The following is a 17261-nucleotide window of genomic DNA, read 5'->3' on the forward strand; positions in this document are numbered from 1 at the left end:
AGCCGCCGTGTGGGGTTTCCGGGGTTCCGTACTCGGTTTCCGCAACGGGGGTTCTCTTGCGCCCCGCCCCGGCCGAGGCTCCCGGGGGCCGCGCCCTTGCAGGCCGCGATCCGGGGACGATCTCCGGGGGTCGGGGGCTTGACGGGCCCTGGTAGCTTGCTGCGATCGTTCCGGCCAGGGTCGGTCGGCTACAGCTTGGGGGCTTGCAGTGACTTCGGTGACCTTCTGGCGTCGCACCGGCGCCGTGCGCGTCGTGGCGGCGGCCGCGGGGCTGGTGGGTGCGCTGGCGCTGACCGCGTGCAGCGGCGACGGCAACGGCGACTCGGGGGACGAGTCCGCGTCGAGCCCGGCCCCGTCCGCCTCGGCGTCCGCCGGAACGGGCGGCGGCTCCGGTTCCGGTTCCGGCTCCGGCTCCGCCGGGTCGGGCTCCGGCGAGCTGGAGGGCAGCTGGATCGCGACCACCGACGGCAAGGCCGTGGCGCTGATGGTCACCGGCAAGCAGGCCGCGCTGTTCGCCACCGGCGGCAGTGTGTGCAGCGGCACCGCGGGCGAGGAGTCCGGGACCCGGACGATCCGCCTGAAGTGCACGGACGGCTCCGAGAAGCGGGCCACCGGCACCGTGGGCTCCGTGACCGGCAGCAGTCTCAAGGTCACTTGGGAGGGCGGCCTCGGCGAGGAGACGTACACGAAGGCGGAGGGCGGCAAGCTGCCTACCGGTCTGCCGACGGCCGGTCTCGAAACGCAGTAACCCGCCTCCGCGCGGCCCGGCCCGTGCGGCGTTCGAGGGACTGGCAGGGGGCGCGTGCCCCTGCGGCGTGCGCGTGCGTGATGATCCAGGAGCCACACGCCACACGCCACTCACGGTCACCCCGCTGACCACGCTGACCACGCCCAGAGGACCTCATGCGCACCTTTCCCCTCACCCTGGCCGCCGCCCTCGCCGCCACGCTCCTGCTGACCGCCTGCAACGACTCCGAGAACGCCGCAGACGACGGCAAGAACGCGGACCGTCCCGGCGATGCGGCCTGTGTGCTCGCCGACCTGGGCGTGGAGGTCGGAGCCGGTGCCGCCCCGGCCGCCGGGGACACCGGCAACGTCACCGTCACCCTCACCAACCGCGGCGCCCGGTGCACCCTCGACGGCTTCCCCGCGGTCGCCCTGGCCGCCGACGACAGGACGGCGTCCGTGACGGCGGAACAGCCGGCCGCCGCGGAGCCGCTCACCCTCGTGAAGGGCGCCACCACGTCCTTCACGATCACCTACGTCCGCGGCGAGGCGGACTCCGCGCGGAGCCTTGCCGTACGGAAGGCGACGTTCGCCCTGCCCGGCGCCACGTCCACCACGCACGAGCTGGCGTGGTCGTACGGCGAGGTCGCCCTGAAGGGCGAGGGCGGCGAGCCGGACGCCTCGGTCAGCGGCTTCGAGTCCGCAGCCGGCTGACGGCAGGTCAGCGCAGCGGCGGCCGGTGCTCCACCCGGGCCCGGTCCGCCGCCTGCGCGCCCTCCGTCCAGCCGGCCGCGTCGCTCACGCCGCGCAGCCGGGTCGTGGTCGTCTCGGGGAACATGCGGTCCAGCCGTCCGGTGACGGCGACCTCCCGGGAGGCGAGGACGGGAAGCAGGTCCTGGGTCACCGGGGTCTCGGCGGCGGCCGCCAGGCGGGTGCCGATGCGGTGGGCGTAGGCCGCGAGGAACGACTGGCGGAACGTCTTGGTGCGCTTGCGGCCCCCGGCGCGCTGGGCGGCCTCCGCCTTCGTCATCGCGGTGGTGGCCTGCACCAGCAGCGAGGTGTAGAGGAGTTCGACCACCTCAAGGTCGGTCTCGAAGCCGACGACGGTCGAGAAGCCGAGGGGTTCGTTCCACACCGCCCGGCAGTGGTTGGTTGTGGCGACGGCGTCCAGGAGCACCGCCTTGGCCTGCTCGTACGGCGGCTCGACACCGATCCGGCAGGCGCCGGGCGTCTCGGGCGAGGGTGCCCGGGCCGCGAGCAGGGCCTCGTCGACGCTGTGCCGGGCCATCAGCTCCTGCGCCTTGGCACTGAGCGCCTCGGCCTCCTCCGGGAACCCGGTCGCTTCCGCCTTGGCGAGCAGGGCACGGATGCGGGTGAGCATGCGCGACTCGGTCCTCGCCCGCCCAGAGGGCTGCGCCGTCTCGTCCAGGGCTTCCAGGGAGGGCAGGCGCAGCAGCAGGCGGTACAGCTCCAGTACGGCGGTGGCGTGCGAGAAACGGTCCGTGCGGGGCGGGTCGCCGGCGGGCAGCTCGGCCAGCTGGGCGCTCCAGCGGCGGCCCCGGGGGCGGTCGCCGGGCGCCTGCGCGCGTATCAGGGCCGCCACGAGGAGCACGTGGACGTCGTCCAGCTCCCGGCGGACGATCCGCACGGCATCGGCCGGCTGCCAGCCCCGCCGCCAGAGCGCCGCCACGAACTCCCTGCCCCGCCGCGCGAGTTCCCCGTCCGCCGACGGGTCGGAGGCGAGCAGGGACGCGCCGGTGTCGAGGGCCGTCTCGCCGGTCTCGTACAGAGCGGCTTCGAACGCGCGGCCGACGGTGGTGGACGTACTCACCCGGCGATGGTGTCACGCGGCACGAACGGGTCGCGCGGTGGTCTCCCTCGGCACGGACGGGCCGCGCGAGGGTCTCCCTCGACACGGACGGGCCGCGCGAGGGTCTCCCTCGACACGGACGGGCCGCGCGGGGGTGTCACGCGGCACGGACGGGCAGTCGCCGCCTCCTCCGCCCTCCCCACGGCCCGCCTCGTCCCACTCCCCGGCATCGCGGTCGTCGCGCTCTGCGTCGCGCCCGACCGGCGACCCGGCGGGCAACTGTCAACTCACGGTTGACACCTCCCCGGGCGCAACCTACGGTTGACAGTATGACGACGAACCCCAGCATCACGTCATCCGTGCGCCTCGACGATCTGATCGCGGCGATCAAGAAGGTTCACCAGGAACCACTGGAGCAGCTCCAGGACGCGGTGATCGCCGCCGATCACCTCGGTGAGGTCGCCGACCACCTGATCGGCCACTTCGTCGACCAGGCCCGGCGGTCCGGGGCGTCCTGGACCGACATCGGCAGGAGCATGGGCGTCACGCGGCAGGCGGCGCAGAAGCGGTTCGTGCCCAAGGAGTCGTCCGACCTCGACCCCGGACAGGGCTTCAACCGCTACACCCCCCGCGCCCGCAACGCGGTGATGGCCGCGCACAACGAGGCCAAGGCCGCCCGCAACGCCGAGGGCGTGCCCGAGCACCTGGTCCTCGGTCTGCTGGCCGAGCCCGAGGGACTGGCCGCGCAGGCCTTCACCGCCCAGGGCGTCACCCTCGACGCGGTCCGCGAGGCGGCCGCGGCGGCGCTCCCGCCGGCCGTCGAGGAGCCGCCGGAGCTCGTGCCGTACGGCCAGGCCGCCAAGAAGGTCCTGGAGCTCACCTTCCGCGAGGCGCTGCGCCTCGGCCACAACTACATCGGCACCGAGCACGTCCTGCTCGCCCTGCTGGAGCACGAGAACGGCGAGGGCGTCCTCAGCGGCCTCGGCATCGGCAAGGAGCGGACCGAGCAGTTCGTCGCCCGGGTGCTGGAGAAGTTCGCGCAGGCGCAGAAGGACGTACTGGACGAGACCTGAGCCCGGCGGGGGCCGGCCCTCCGGGCCCGCCTCCGCCCGTCGCGCGGCGGGGGCGTTGTCAGACCCCCCTGGCAGACTCACCGCATGACCGACCGGTGGGCGCTCGCTCCGGCCGAGGACGGCGGCGTCGACGTCGCTCCCCTCGGTCCGGACGGCTTGCCCGCCGGGCCGGTGCGGCGGGAGGCGGATCCCGCCGAGGCCGTGCGGAGCCGTCCCGGCGTCACGCGGTGGGTGTGGCGGTCCACCGCCGAGGTCTACCCGCGTCTGCTCGCCACGGGGGTGCGAGTCGAGCGGTGCTACGACATCGAGGCCGCCGAGACGCTCCTGCTCGGCCACGAGGGGCGGTACGGGGAACCACGCTCGGCCGCGGCCGCATTGGCCCGGCTGCGCGGCGGTCCCGTACCGCCCGATCCGCCGCCGCGCTCCGCCGAACCGGGCGCGCAGTCCTCGCTGTTCGAACCGCAGGGCGTCCCGCTGCCCCTGACCGACCTCCTCGCCGTCTACGCCGAGCAGCAACGCCGGCACGAGCGGGCCGAACACCCGGACCGGATGCGGCTGCTGACCGCCGCCGAGTCGGCGGGCATGCTGGTGGCCGCCGAGATGAACCGCGCCGGGCTGCCCTGGCGCGCCGACGTGCACCGCGCCCTGCTGCACGACCTGCTCGGCGAGCGGTACGCGGGCGGCGGCGAGCCCCGACGCCTGGCCGAACTGGCCGACGAGGTTTCCGCCGCGTTCGGCCACCGCGTCCGGCCCGACCTGCCGGCCGACGTGGTCAAGGCCTTCGCCCGGGCCGGCATCAAGGTCTCCTCGACCCGCCGCTGGGAGCTCGAGTCCGTCGACCACCCGGCCGTGAAGCCCCTCATCGAGTACAAGAAGCTGTACCGCATCCGGGTCGCGCACGGCTGGTCCTGGCTCCAGGACTGGGTGCGCGAGGGCCGGTTCAGACCCGAGTTCCTCGCGGGCGGCACGGTGACCGGGCGCTGGGTGACCAACGGCGGGGGCGGGCTGCAGATCCCGAAGGTGATCCGGCGGGCCGTGATCGCGGACCCGGGCTGGCGGCTCGTCGTCGCCGACGCCGACCAGATGGAGCCGCGCGTCCTCGCCGCGATCTCCCGCGACCCGGGGCTGATGGAGGTGGCCGGCCGGGAGACCGACCTCTACCAGGCCGTGTCCGACCGCGCCTTCTCCGGCGACCGCGCCCAGGCCAAACTCGCCGTGCTCGGCGCGGTCTACGGCCAGACCTCCGGCGACGGCCTGAAGAACCTCGCCGCGCTCAGACGCCGTTTCCCGCAAGCGGTGGCCTACGTCGACGAGGCCGCCCGGGCCGGTGAGGAGGGGCGGCTCGTACGGACGTGGCTGGGACGCACCTGCCCCCCGGCCGCCGGGGCGACCGACGACAGCGTGGAGGAAGCGGGGATTCCCCTCTCCGAGGACGACAGCCGGCCGTGGGTGCCCGGCTACGCCTCGACCAACGCCCGCGCCCGTGGCCGCTTCGCCCGCAACTTCGTCGTCCAGGGCAGCGCCGCCGACTGGGCCCTGCTGCTGCTCGCCGCGCTGCGCAGGGCCTGCGCGGATATGGCTGCGGAGCTGGTCTTCTTCCAGCACGACGAGGTGATCGTGCACTGCCCCGAGGAGGAGACCGAGACGGTCGTCACGGCGATCCGCGAGGCGGCGGCCCTCGCCGGGCGGCTGACGTTCGGCCGGACACCGGTGCGGTTCCCGTTCACGACGGCGGTGGTGGAGTGCTATGCGGACGCCAAGTAGCCGCCGCTGCGCGGGGAGTGGCGTGCGACCGGTGACCGGTCTGCCGGTCAGACGACCGGAGGCCGCCCCAGCCGGGTGAGCCGCCACACCGTGCGCCAGCGCATGGGCCGCCGCTCCCCCGCCGGCTCCCGCACGCCCTCCAGGAACCCGCCGCACCACGCCCGCAGCCCGGCGGCCGACCGGTTCCGGGCGAGGGTGAGCAGCACCCAGACGCCAAGGTGGACGGGGACGAGCGCGGCGGGCAGCCGGCGGCGGGCCAGCCAGACCCGGTTGCGGGCGTTCACGCGGTAGTAGATGGCGTGCCGGGCGGGCGAGGTCTTCGGGTGCTGGAGCAGCAGTTCGGGCGCGTAGAGGATCCGCCAGCCGGCGTCGGCCGCGCGCCACGCGAGGTCGGTCTCCTCGTGCGCGAAGAAGAACTCCGCGGGCCAGTCGCCGATCTCGTCGAGCATCGCCATCCGCAGGGCGTGCCCGCCCCCGAGGAACCCGGTGACGTACCCGCCCCGCAGGGGGTCGGAGTTGCCGACCCGGGGCACGTGCCGCTGCTGCGTCTCCCCCAGCTCGTCGGCGATGCGGAAGCCGACGATGCCGAGCCGGCCGTCGGCCGCGTACAGGTCCCGTACCCGCCGCAGCACATCGGCGTCGACGAGCAGACCGTCGTCGTCCAGGTCCACCACGACGTCGATGTCCCCGAACTCCCGCAGCCGCGCGAGGGCCGCGTTGCGCCCGCCCGGGCACCCCAGGTTCTCGTCGAGCTCGACGGGCGTGACCTCCCCCGGCAGCCCCAGCCGCTCGGCGAACTCGGGCAGCGGGCAGCCGTTGCCCACGACGACGATCCGCTCCGGCGGCACGTCCTGCTTGGCCACCGAGCGCAGCAGGGCGTCGACCTCCTCGGGCCGATTGCCCATGGTCACCACGGCGACGGCGATCCTGGGCGCCCCCATGTCCTCACCTCGTCCCGGTCGGCAACTGACGGATCGACGGGCGATGCTATCCGTTCACGGCGAAGCCACCTCACGTACGCCGCGCATGACGAGCCCGACAGCGATGGGGACGAACGGCTCCATGCACCCGGAACCGGATGGATCGCCGTCGCCCTCTGGTGGTCAGCTCCGACCAGCAGGGACCGTAAGTGTGAGTCGTCTTCCCCGTCTTTTCCGCGTACAGGCCCATCTCGATCGCTTCTGCGTCCGGCTGATCGACGGCGACGACAACGAGACCGGCGGCCGCAGGCTCGATGAGATGTACACCCTCAACCGGATCCTGGACGGCGACGCCTTCTACATGAAGATCACCAACTGGCAGAAGGGCAAGGCCTCATGGCGCTCCTGGCCGAATACAGATGCAAGGCCACACCGGCCCGCCGCGTGGTCGAGGTGTACGACGCCGACGCCTACCTGAGCGACGACGACGCCATGGCCGCTGCCCGCATACAGGTGGTGGCCGGCAACGGCTACCACCTGTACCTCCGCAGTCTGCAACCCGACATCGACGTCGAGGTCACCATCCGCGTCTGGGACGACCCGCCGACCCCGCCCGCCGATGCGGAAGGCCAAGTCCCCGTCAGCATCGAGTCCGAAACCGGCATCCTCGTCGTCAACCAACTCGAATACGGGCCCGCCGACGAGATCACCCTGCCCCGCCCCGGCGTCTATGAAGGCCACGCCTGGTGGCAGAACCGCCAAGCAGCAGCCGACTACTACGACACAACCCTCGACCAGTTCACCAACGACTCCCCGGAAGACCAGCTCACCGAAGCCTGGGACAACTGCCCCGTCACCGAACGCTACGTCCTTGACCTCGCCTACACCCGCGAGCCTGAACCCGTCGATGACGATGATCCATAGCGAGGGCTGCGGTGCGAGGGCTCGCGTACGTTCAGCGAGGCTGATCAGGGAGCGTCCTGGCGGTCACGAGCGCCTGGCCGGGCTGCTCGTCCGATGTCCCCTCAGCGCCGGCTCGCCGCTTCCATGATGATCTCCGCGACGGCTTCCGGAGTCACCCGATGGACGGCTGCGTCGGCCCGACAGCGCCTCGCAACAGGAGAAGCCCTAGGTCAGATGCATCTGACCTAGGGCTTCGGAAGAGCCGCCTTCGGGATTCGAACCCGAGACCTACGCATTACGAGTGCGTTGCTCTGGCCATCTGAGCTAAGGCGGCGCGCTGTCCGCACTATGGTGCGATCAGCAACGTCGGTAAGTCTACACAGTTTCCGGGGGTGCTCCGTACCGGCCCCGGAGGTGGTCCCTCCGGGGCCGGGCGGGGCCGCTAGGAGCAGCGCTTTCCGTCCTGCGGCGGGGTGCCGCGGACGAGGTAGGCGTTGATCGTGCGGTCGATGCAGGAGCTGCCCCGGCCGTAGGCCGTGTGGCCGTCGCCCTCGTAGGTGAGCAGGCGCGCCGAGGAGAGCTGGCCGGCCAGGGCCCGCGCCCAGCGGTAGGGGGTCGCCGGGTCGCGGGTGGTGCCGACGACCACGATGGGCGCCGCGCCCTTCGCCTCGATGCGGTGCGGCTCGCCGGTGGCCCGCACGGGCCAGTACGCGCAGTTCAGGGACGCCCAGGCCAGGCCCTCACCGAAGACCGGGGACGCCTTCTCGAACTCGGGAAGGGCCCTGCGCACCTCGTCGGCGGTGTCGAAGGCGGGCGGCAGGTCCAGGCAGTTGACGGCCGCGTTGGCGAACATCAGGTTGCTGTACGCGCCCTCGGCGTCCCGCTCGTAGTAGCTGTCGGACAGGACCAGGAGCCCGGAGCCGTCGTTCTCCCGCATCGCGGACGTCAGCGCCTCGCGCAGTCGCTCCCAGGAGCCCTCGTCGTACATGGCCGCGATCACGCCGGTCGTGGCCAGCGACTCCGTGAGCCTGCGGCCGCCGGCGTCCCCGGTGGGCACGGGCCGTGCGTCGAGTTTCTCGAAGAACGCCTTGAGGTTCCGGCCGGCCTTCTCCGGCGGGGTGCCCCTGCCGCCCAGCGGACAGCCGGCCTGCCGTACGCAGTCCTTCACGAACGACCGGAACGCCGTCTCGAAGCCCGCCGTCTGCTCCAGGTTCAGCCGCCGGGCGGGCAGCGACGGGTCCATCGCGCCGTCCAGCACCAGCCGGCCCGTCCGCTCCGGGAACAGCCCGGCGTACGTCGCGCCGAGGAACGTGCCGTAGGAGGCGCCGACGAAGTTCAGCTTCCCGTCGCCGAGCGCCGCCCGGACGATGTCCATGTCGCGGGCCGCCTCCACCGTGGACACGTGCCGCAGCAGCTCGGGAGCGTCGGCGCCGCAGCCCTCGGCGAACGTCCGGTACGCCGCCGTCAGCCCGTCCGTCTCGTTCGCGTCGTCGGGGGTGCTGTCCGTCTGCGTGTACCTGTCCATGGCCGGCCCGTCCAGGCACTCGACGGGTTCGCTGCGGGCCACGCCGCGCGGGTCGACCGCCACCATGTCGTAGCGGGCACGCACCTCGGCCGGGTAGCCGATCCCGGCGTACGACTGCACGTAGCCGATCGCCGAGCCGCCCGGTCCGCCCGGGTTGACCAGCAGTGAGCCCAGCCGCTTGCCCGGGCCGGTGGCCTTCTTGCGGGCGACGGCGAGCCGCACGTCACCGGCGGACGGCTCGGCGTAGTCGAGCGGCGCCTTGACGGTGGCGCACTCGAAGCCCGGCACACCGCAGCCGCGCCAGGCCGGCTTCTGCCGGTAGTACGACGACAGCGCCGCGGGTGTGGCCCGGGGCAGCGCGGCCAGGGCCGCCTCCTGGGCCGCCGCGGAGGCCGCGGACGTCGTCGGGCTTCCGGAGGAGCAGGCGGAGACGAGCAGCGCGGCCACGGCGAGGAGGCCGGCCGCGGTCCGGCCCGTGCTCCGTGTCCTGCGGTGGAGGCCGCCGGGGCGCGGGGAGGAGCCGGAGGCGGTGCGGGGGGAGCGCCTTGTGTACATCCAGTGAGCGTAACTCTGGGCGACGGGATGAACGCCGTGCGTGCGGGGCGTGCCTCGTACGAGTTACGGCGTCAACCCGGTGCCCGTGCGTTCTCGCCGACGTCTCGCCTCGCCGCCCGGCCGGCTCGTGCCCGCCGTCAGCCCGCTCTGAGGGCCATGGTCATCGCCTCCACCGCGAGCAGGGGCGCCACGTTGCGGTCGAGGGCGTCGCGGCAGGCGGCGACCGCCTCGATGCGGCGCAGCGTGGCCTCCGGTGAGCTGCCGCGGGCTAGGCGCTCCAGGGCGTCCTCCGCGTCCACGTTGGCGATGGCGACGCGGGAGCCGAGCTGCAGGGCGAGGACGTCCCGGTAGAAGGACGTGAGGTCGGTCAGGGCGAGGTCGAGGCTGTCGCGCTGCGTGCGCGTCCGGCGGCGCTTCTGCTTGTCCTCCAGGTCCTTCATCACGCCTGCCGTGCCGCGCGGCATGCGTCCGCCCTGGGAGGCGCCGAGGGCGGCCTTCAGCTCCTCGGTCTCCTTGGAGTCCGTCTCCTCCGCGAGCTGCTTGGCGTCCTCGGAGGCCGCGTCGACCAGCTCCTGGGCCGCCTTGAGCGCGCCGCCGATGTCCTCGACGCGCAGCGGCAGCCGCAGGACGGCGGCACGGCGCTCACGCGCGGCCGGGTCGGTGGCCAGGCGGCGTGCCCGGTCGACGTGGCCCTGGGTCGCGCGGGCCGCCGCCGCGGCCACGTCCGGTTCGATGCCCTCGCGGCGCACCAGCATGTCGGCGACGGCGTCGACCGACGGCGTGCTCAGGTTCAGGTGGCGGCAGCGGGAGCGGATGGTCGGCAGGACGTCCTCGATGGAGGGGGCGCACAGCAGCCAGACCGTGCGCGGAGCGGGCTCCTCCACGGCCTTGAGGACCGCGTTGGCCGACTTCTCGTTCAGCCGCTCGGCGTCCTCGACGAGGATGACCTGCCAGCGGCCGTTCGCCGGCGAGGTGAACGACTTGCGGACGGTGTCGCGCATGTCGTCGGCGAGGATCTGCGTGCCGACCGCGGCGACGGTGGTGACGTCGGCGTGGGTGCCCACCAGCGCCGTGTGGCATCCGTCGCAGAAGCCGCAGCCCGGGGCGCCGCCGAGGGCCCGGTCGGGGCTGACGCACTGCAGCGCCGCCGCGAACGCCCGAGCCGCCTGGGTCCGCCCGGCACCGGGCGGGCCCGTGAACAGCCAGGCGTGCGTCATCCGGGACGCCTCGGGCGGCGGGGCGGCGGCGGTGGCCGCGGTGACCAGGGCGTCGGCGTCCCGGGCGGCGGCGTCCAGCTGCGCGCTCACCCTCTCCTGCCCGACGAGGTCGTCCCACACGGTCATGGGTCACGCCGCCCTTCCGTCATGTTTCGCGGTGCGGGTTCCATTGTGCGGGTGGGCACTGACAGTGCCGGTGTGCGGGTGGGCACCGGCAGTGCCGGACCGGCGGGCGGCCACCGCGGCGGCCCGCCCCTCACCGGAACCGGTTCCCCCGCGCACGCGGGCGGGCCCGGACCGGGTCGGTCCGGGCCCGCCTCGTGGGCCTTCCCCTGTGCGGGGCCGTCGGGGGCCTCAGCGGCCCCGGCCGCCCCTGCCGCCCCTGCCGCGGCGTCCGCGCCCCTCGTCCGGCTCGTCGTCGCGCGGCCCGAGGAGTTCGTCCGCAAGGGACGGCAGATCGTCCAGCGGCGTCTCCTCGGCCCAGTCGGACCGGCGGCGGCGCGGCGCTTCCTCGGCGTCCACCTGGGGCAGCTCCCGCGTGCGGTCCTCGCCGTCGGCCGGGGCGGGCCGCTCGGCGTCCCGGAAGGAGCCGGGCGGCACCCGGTCCGCCGGCCCGTCACCGCGTACGGGCGGCAGGACCGCCGTCTCCTCGGCGTCCCCCGGGCGGACGGGCGGCAGCACGGCCGTCTCGTCCGCTGCCCCGGAGGGCACCTGGGGCAGCACCTCGGTCTCCTCCCCGGCCCCGGGGCGGACCGGCGGCAGCACCTCGGTCTCCTCCCCCGGACCCGGCGGAACCGGCGGTACCGGCGGCTTCGGCAGCTGGGCCGTCACCTCGGCCTCGGACGCGCCGGCGTTCCGGCCGCGCCCGGAGGCGTTGTCGTCGTCCCGCACCGGCCGCAGCACGGTCGTCTCGTCGGAGGAGCGCCCCGGGGCGCCGTCCGGGGTGACCACGGGCGTCGGCACGGTCGCCGCGTCCTGCGGCCGGGCAGCCGCCGGACCGGAGCCGCCCCGCGTGGGGGAAGCCTTCGGTCCCGCCTCCGCCGCCGCGGCCGCCGCCTCGGCGAGCCGCCGCGCCTCCTCGGCCCGCAGCAGCGCCTCCTCGGCCTTGCGCTGCTTCTCCAGGCGGAGCGCCTCGGCCTCGGCCCGCAGCCGGGCCTCCTCCTCCTGCTGCTTGCGCCGGCGCTCCTCCTCCGCCTTGCGGCGGGCCTCCTCCTCGGCGCGGGCCTTCTCCTCGGCGAGGAGCCGGGCCCGCTCCTCCTCGGCCTTCCTGCGCGCCTCCTCGGCCCGGCGCCGGGCCTCCTCCGCCTGCCGCTCGGCCTCGCGCCGCTGGGCCTCCTCCAGCTCGCGCCGCTTGCGCTCCTCCTCCTCGGCGCGCAGCTTGGCCAGCTGCTCCTGGCGCTCGCGCTCCAGGCGCTCCTCCTCGGCCTTGCGGGCGGCCTCTTCCTCGGCCTTGCGGCGGGCCTCCTCCTCGGCCTTCCGCCGGGCCTCCTCGCGGGCCTGGATCTCGGCCTCGGACAGCGGCAGCACCTGGTCCAGCCGGTGCCGGACGACCGTCGTGACGGCCTCGGGCTCCTGGCCGGCGTCCACCACCAGGTAGCGTCCGGCGTCGGCGGCGGCCAGGGTCAGGAAACCGGCCCGCACGCGCGCGTGGAACTCGGCGGGCTCGGACTCCAGCCGGTCGGGCGCCTCGGTGAACCGTTCGCGCGCGGTCTCCGGGTCGACGTCCAGCAGCACGGTCAGGTGCGGCACCAGCCCGTTCGTCGCCCAGCGGTTGATCCGGGCGATCTCGGTGGGCGACAGATCGCGGCCCGCGCCCTGGTAGGCCACGGACGAGTCGATGTACCGGTCGGAGATGACCACCGCGCCGCGCTCCAGGGCGGGGCGTACGACGGTGTCGATGTGCTCGGCCCGGTCGGCCGCGTAGAGCAGCGCCTCGGCGCGGTGGGACAGGCCCGCGCTCGACACGTCGAGCAGGATGGACCGCAGCCGCTTGCCCACCGGCGTGGCCCCCGGCTCACGGGTCAGCACGACCTCGTGGCCCTTGGCGCGGATCCACTCGGCGAGCGCCTCGGCCTGCGTGGACTTGCCGGCCCCGTCGCCGCCCTCCAGGGCGATGAAGAAGCCGGTGGCCGCGGGCGCCTGCTCGGGGTCGTCGCCGCGCAGCAGCGCGTCCTTCAGGTCCTGGCGCAGCGGCACACCGGAACGGTCGTCGACCTTGGCCAGCACCAGCGCGGCGACCGGCAGCAGCAGGGCGCCGGCCAGCATCAGCGTGAAGGCGGCGCCGCCGTGTGCGAAGACGAACTTGCCGCTCTCCAGCCGGTGCGGTCCGATCGCCGCGGCGACCAGCGGGGCGGTCACGGCGGCGAGCGCCACGCCGACCCGGACGACCGCGTGCAGGTGCTCCGTCGTACGGGGCCGCCGGTACTCCTCGGTCTCCTGGTCGAGCAGGGTGTGCCCGATGTTGGCGGACAGGCCCGCGCCGGCACCGGCCAGGCCCAGGATCAGCAGCACGCTCGTGACGTCCGGGACCAGCCCGGCGGCCAGCAGGGCGACCCCTGTGAAGGCGATCGTCAGGGCGAGCAGCCGGCGCCGCGACAGGGCGGGCAGCAGGGCGGGCGCCGTCCGTATGCCGACCACGACACCGCCGGTCAGCGCCCCGGCGAACAGCCCGAAGAGCACCGGGCCACCGCCCAGGTCCTTGGCGTGCAGCACGGCCACGGCCACGGCGGCGGAGACCGCCGAGGCGACGGCGGCGCACGCCAGCACGAGCAGCGTCATCGCGCCGGTCCGGCCCTTGTCGGCGCCGGTGCCGGTCTTCGGGCGGCGCAGGCCCTCGAGCGGCGAGCGCGCGCGGGGCGTGCGCGTGCCGGGCAGTTCCAGGAAGGTCAGCACCGACAGGGACGCGGCGAACAGTCCGGCCGCGACGTAGGAGGCGAGGGCCGCCTGGTGCTGGCCGAACCAGTCGATGCCGGCGCCCAGCAGGTTGTTGAACAGGGACGCGACGACGAGCACGACGGCGCCGAGGGGAATCGCCACGAAGCCGGTGCGCAGCGACAGCCGGCGCAGGGCGTCCATGTGGTCGGGCAGCGGGCGGACCGTCGCGCCCTCCGGAGGCGGGGCGGGCAGCAGCGCGGGAGCCGCGCTCTCCCTGCACACCGTCCAGAACCGCTCGGCCACTCCCATCACGAAGACCGTGACGAGCAGGACGGCCGGCGCGTCCTCGGGCGTCCAGTCGATCCACAGCGGCGCGACGATGAGCAGCGCCGCGCGCAGCCCGTCCGCGCCGACCATGGTCCAGCGCCGGTCGAGGGGGCCGTCCTGCGAGGTGAGCGCCGTGAGCGGGCCGAGGAGCACGGCACCGAACAGCAGCGTCGCGAGGACGCGCACCCCGAAAACGGTCGCCACTGCGAACGCCACGCCCCGGTAACCGCCCCCGAACGAGCCTTCGGCGACAGCTGCCTGAACAGCGAGGAGGACCAGCACGAGGAGGGCGAGGGTGTCCCCCACACCGCCCACGAGCTGTGCGCTCCACAACCGTTTCAGCTGCGGTCGGCGCAGCAGGGCGCGGACGGCGCGCTCGCGGGAGTCCGCGACCAGGGCGTCGTCGGGGGCCGGCTGAGGGGCCGTAGGATGCTCGGCTCGCGTCATGCGTTCAGCCTATCGGGCGCCACCCACACCCCGGGATGCCCGGTCTGACATGCGCACGCCCCGACACCGAAGTGTTGCCGGGGCGTTCGCTTTCCAAACCTCGGCGAAGGTCCGGACCTTGACGGCCCGGCCCCTCGACGGACTCTCGTCGGGTCCGCTCGGGGCCTCACAAGCACCCGGGCGGGATCCCGAACGGGCTCAGTCCTCCGCCGACTTCGAGGCGGTCGCCGTCTTGGCGGCCGTCTTCTTCGCGGTGGCGGTCTTCTTCGCCGTCGTCTTCTTCGCGGTCGTGGTCTTCTTCGCCGCGGCCTTCTTGGCCGTCGTGGCCTTCTTCGCCGGGGCCTTCTTGGCCGCCTTCTTCGCGGTCTTCTTCGCCGGCGCCTTGGCGCGCTTCTCGGCGAGCAGCTCGAAGCCGCGCTCGGGGGTGATGGTCTCGACGCTGTCGCCGGAGCGCAGGGTCGCGTTCGTCTCCCCGTCGGTGACGTACGGGCCGAAGCGGCCGTCCTTGACCACGACCGGCTTCTCGCTGACCGGGTCCGTGCCCAGCTCCTTCAGCGGCGGCTTGGCGGCGGCCCGGCCACGCTGCTTGGGCTGGGCGTAGATCGCCAGCGCCTCCTCCAGCGTGATCGTGAAGAGCTGCTCCTCGGACTGCAGCGACCGCGAGTCCGTCCCCTTCTTCAGGTACGGGCCGTAGCGGCCGTTCTGCGCGGTGATCTCCTGGCCCTCGGCGTCCGTGCCGACGACCCGCGGCAGCGACATCAGCTTCAGGGCGTCGTCGAGGGTGACGGTGTCCAGGGCCATCGACTTGAACAGGGACGCCGTGCGCGGCTTGACCGCGTTCTTGCCCGTCTTCGGGGTGCCCTCGGGGAGGATCTCCGTCACGTACGGGCCGTAGCGGCCGTCCTTGGCGACGATGGTGTGGCCGGTGGCCGGGTCGGTGCCCAGCTCGAAGTCGCCGCTGGGCTTGGCCAGCAGTTCCTCGGCCAGCTCCACGGTCAGCTCGTCCGGCGCGAGGTCGTCCGGGATGTCCGCGCGCTGGTGCTGCTCGGTGTCCTTCTCGCCGCGCTCGATGTACGGGCCGTAGCGCCCGACCCGCAGCACGATGCCGTTGCCCACCGGGAACGACGACACCTCGCGCGCGTCGATCGCGCCCAGGTCCGTCACCAGTTCCTTGAGGCCGCCGAGGTGGTCCCCGTCGCCGTTGCCGGCTTCCGCCGCGCCGCCGATGCCGTTGGCCTCGCCGAAGTAGAACCGCTTGAGCCACGGCACGGCCTGCGCCTCACCGCGGGCGATGCGGTCGAGGTCGTCCTCCATCTTGGCGGTGAAGTCGTAGTCGACGAGCCGCCCGAAGTGCTTCTCCAGGAGGTTGACCACGGCGAAGGACAGGAAGGACGGCACCAGGGCCGTGCCCTTCTTGAACACGTAGCCGCGGTCCAGGATCGTGCCGATGATCGACGCGTACGTCGAGGGGCGGCCGATCTCGCGCTCTTCGAGCTCCTTGACCAGGGAGGCCTCGGTGTAGCGGGCCGGGGGCTTGGTGGCGTGCCCGTCGACCGTGATCTCCTCGGCGCTCAGGGCGTCGCCCTCGGAGACCTGCGGCAGCCGGCGCTCGCGGTCGTCCAGCTCGGCGTTCGGGTCGTCGGCGCCCTCCACATAGGCCTTCAGGAAGCCGTGGAAGGTGATCGTCTTGCCGGACGCGCTGAACTCGACGTCCCGGCCGTCGGCCGCCGTGCCGCCGATCTTCACCGTGACGCTGTTGCCGGTGGCGTCCTTCATCTGGGAGGCGACGGTCCGCTTCCAGATCAGCTCGTACAGCTTGAACTGGTCGCCGGTCAGTCCGGTCTCGGCGGGAGTGCGGAAACGATCACCCGAGGGGCGGATCGCCTCGTGGGCCTCCTGCGCGTTCTTGACCTTCCCGGCGTACGTCCTCGGCTGCGGCGGCAGGTAGTCGGCGCCGTACAGCTGGGTGACCTGGGCGCGGGCGGCGGTGACCGCCGTCTCGCTCAGGGTCGTGGAGTCCGTACGCATGTACGTGATGTAGCCGTTCTCATACAGCTTCTGCGCGATCTGCATCGTGGCCTTCGCGCCGAAGCCGAGCTTGCGGCTGGCCTCCTGCTGCAGCGTCGTCGTACGGAACGGGGCGTACGGCGAGCGGCGGTAGGGCTTGGACTCGACGGAGCGGACGGCGAACCGGGTCTGGTCCAGGGCGGCGGCCAGGGCGCGGGCGTTCGCCTCGTCGAGGTGGAGGGTGTTCGCGCTCTTCAGTTGTCCCAGGGAGTCGAAGTCGCGGCCCTGCGCGACCCGCCTGCCGTCGACGGTCTGCAGGCGCGCGACCAGCGACGACGGGTCCGACAGGTCTCCGGCGCGGCCGGTCGCGAAGGTGCCCGTCAGGTCCCAGTACTCAGCCGAACGAAAGGCGATGCGCTCGCGTTCCCGTTCCACGACGAGACGGGTGGCGACCGACTGGACACGGCCCGCGGACAGCCGCGGCATGACCTTCTTCCACAGGACCGGCGAGACCTCGTAGCCGTAGAGGCGGTCGAGGATGCGGCGGGTCTCCTGGGCGTCGACGAGCTTCTGGTTGAGCTGGCGCGGGTTGGCCACGGCGGCCTGGATCGCGGCCTTGGTGATCTCGTGGAAGACCATCCGCTTGACCGGGACCTTGGGCTTGAGCACCTCCTGCAGGTGCCAGGCGATGGCCTCGCCCTCGCGGTCCTCATCGGTGGCGAGGAAGAGCTCGTCGGATTCCTTCAGCAGGTCCTTGAGCTTCTTGACCTGTGCCTTCTTGTCGGCGTTGACCACATAGATCGGCTGGAAGTCGTGTTCGACGTCCACACCGAGCCGGCGGACCTCGCCGGTGTACTTCTCGGGCACCTCGGCGGCGCCGTTGGGAAGGTCGCGGATGTGCCCGACGCTCGCCTCGACGGTGTATCCGGGGCCGAGATAGCCCTTGATCGTCTTCGCCTTGGCAGGCGACTCGACGATGACGAGTCGGCGGCCGCCCTTCGCGGTCTCGCTGGTCGGGGACAACTTCGCTCTTCTCTCCGGTCGACGCTGGGGCCTCCCCGGGGTCGCTGTACCGGGGCTGGGTGGTGGTGACGCTGCGGAGTGTGACGGTAC

Annotated in this window: 11 protein-coding genes and 1 tRNA gene; 5 read left to right on the top strand and 7 right to left on the bottom strand. The window is 73.5% G+C overall.

What is annotated here, in order from left to right; translation table 11 throughout:
- The first annotated feature begins 217 nt into the window (after nucleotides 1-217).
- Nucleotides 218-748: a hypothetical protein gene (locus tag ABZY20_RS23390; RefSeq protein WP_356443468.1), complete on the top strand. Its 531-nt coding sequence runs from the start codon at nucleotides 218-220 to the stop codon at nucleotides 746-748.
- A 155-nt stretch (nucleotides 749-903) separates the two neighbouring features.
- Entirely contained in the window at nucleotides 904-1440 is a 537-nt protein-coding gene (locus tag ABZY20_RS23395) for a DUF4232 domain-containing protein (RefSeq protein WP_356443469.1), read from the top strand.
- A gap of 7 nt (nucleotides 1441-1447) precedes the next feature.
- Here the strand turns inward: ABZY20_RS23395 and ABZY20_RS23400 are convergent, their stop codons facing one another.
- Nucleotides 1448-2557 (bottom strand): DUF2786 domain-containing protein, encoded by a 1110-nt coding sequence (locus tag ABZY20_RS23400; RefSeq protein ID WP_356443470.1) that lies wholly within the window; start codon nucleotides 2555-2557, stop codon nucleotides 1448-1450.
- Between the two features lie 308 nt (nucleotides 2558-2865).
- On the opposite strand from ABZY20_RS23400, the gene ABZY20_RS23405 reads away from it, so the two are divergent.
- Nucleotides 2866-3609 (top strand): Clp protease N-terminal domain-containing protein, encoded by a 744-nt coding sequence (locus tag ABZY20_RS23405; protein WP_356443471.1) that lies wholly within the window; start codon nucleotides 2866-2868, stop codon nucleotides 3607-3609.
- An 84-nt stretch (nucleotides 3610-3693) separates the two neighbouring features.
- Entirely contained in the window at nucleotides 3694-5373 is a 1680-nt protein-coding gene (locus ABZY20_RS23410; protein WP_356443472.1) for a bifunctional 3'-5' exonuclease/DNA polymerase, read from the top strand.
- A gap of 47 nt (nucleotides 5374-5420) precedes the next feature.
- Here the strand turns inward: ABZY20_RS23410 and ABZY20_RS23415 are convergent, their stop codons facing one another.
- On the bottom strand, nucleotides 5421-6314 hold the full coding sequence (locus ABZY20_RS23415; protein ID WP_356443473.1) for a glycosyltransferase: 894 nt from the start codon (nucleotides 6312-6314) through the stop codon (nucleotides 5421-5423).
- Between the two features lie 375 nt (nucleotides 6315-6689).
- Here ABZY20_RS23415 and ABZY20_RS23420 point away from each other — a divergent pair, with 375 nt between their 5' ends.
- Nucleotides 6690-7217 (top strand): hypothetical protein, encoded by a 528-nt coding sequence (locus ABZY20_RS23420; protein ID WP_356443474.1) that lies wholly within the window; start codon nucleotides 6690-6692, stop codon nucleotides 7215-7217.
- Nucleotides 7218-7456: 239 nt separating this feature from the next.
- Here the strand turns inward: ABZY20_RS23420 and ABZY20_RS23425 are convergent.
- From ABZY20_RS23425 to topA, 5 genes are all read right to left on the bottom strand, one after another.
- Nucleotides 7457-7530, bottom strand: a tRNA-Thr gene (locus tag ABZY20_RS23425).
- Between the two features lie 108 nt (nucleotides 7531-7638).
- Nucleotides 7639-9276, bottom strand: a complete 1638-nt coding sequence (locus tag ABZY20_RS23430; RefSeq protein ID WP_356443475.1) for an alpha/beta hydrolase — start codon at nucleotides 9274-9276, stop codon at nucleotides 7639-7641.
- A 137-nt stretch (nucleotides 9277-9413) separates the two neighbouring features.
- Nucleotides 9414-10619: a DNA polymerase III subunit delta' gene (locus tag ABZY20_RS23435; RefSeq protein WP_356443476.1), complete on the bottom strand. Its 1206-nt coding sequence runs from the start codon at nucleotides 10617-10619 to the stop codon at nucleotides 9414-9416.
- A gap of 228 nt (nucleotides 10620-10847) precedes the next feature.
- A complete protein-coding gene (gene tmk, locus ABZY20_RS23440) occupies nucleotides 10848-14141 on the bottom strand; it encodes a dTMP kinase (protein ID WP_356443477.1) in 3294 nt (1097 codons plus the stop codon).
- 198 nt (nucleotides 14142-14339) lie between these two features.
- The gene (topA, locus tag ABZY20_RS23445; protein ID WP_356443478.1) at nucleotides 14340-17171 is read right to left on the bottom strand and encodes a type I DNA topoisomerase; all 2832 of its coding nucleotides are present in this window, start codon (nucleotides 17169-17171) and stop codon (nucleotides 14340-14342) included.
- Nucleotides 17172-17261: the final 90 nt, after the last annotated feature.

Source organism: Streptomyces sp. NPDC006624 (assembly GCF_040611555.1).
Classification (GTDB): domain Bacteria; phylum Actinomycetota; class Actinomycetes; order Streptomycetales; family Streptomycetaceae; genus Streptomyces.

What these genes read in the sequence shown, in the direction of transcription:
- ABZY20_RS23430 (WP_356443475.1), bottom strand. Translation starts at nt 9,276, where the DNA reads ATGTACACAAGGCGCTCCCCCCGCACCGCCTCCGGCTCCTCCCCGCGC.
- ABZY20_RS23410 (WP_356443472.1), top strand. Translation starts at nt 3,694, where the DNA reads ATGACCGACCGGTGGGCGCTCGCTCCGGCCGAGGACGGCGGCGTCGAC.
- ABZY20_RS23415 (WP_356443473.1), bottom strand. Translation starts at nt 6,314, where the DNA reads ATGGGGGCGCCCAGGATCGCCGTCGCCGTGGTGACCATGGGCAATCGG.
- ABZY20_RS23435 (WP_356443476.1), bottom strand. Translation starts at nt 10,619, where the DNA reads ATGACCGTGTGGGACGACCTCGTCGGGCAGGAGAGGGTGAGCGCGCAG.
- ABZY20_RS23420 (WP_356443474.1), top strand. Translation starts at nt 6,690, where the DNA reads ATGGCGCTCCTGGCCGAATACAGATGCAAGGCCACACCGGCCCGCCGC.
- ABZY20_RS23395 (WP_356443469.1), top strand. Translation starts at nt 904, where the DNA reads ATGCGCACCTTTCCCCTCACCCTGGCCGCCGCCCTCGCCGCCACGCTC.
- tmk (WP_356443477.1), bottom strand. Translation starts at nt 14,141, where the DNA reads ATGACGCGAGCCGAGCATCCTACGGCCCCTCAGCCGGCCCCCGACGAC.
- ABZY20_RS23405 (WP_356443471.1), top strand. Translation starts at nt 2,866, where the DNA reads ATGACGACGAACCCCAGCATCACGTCATCCGTGCGCCTCGACGATCTG.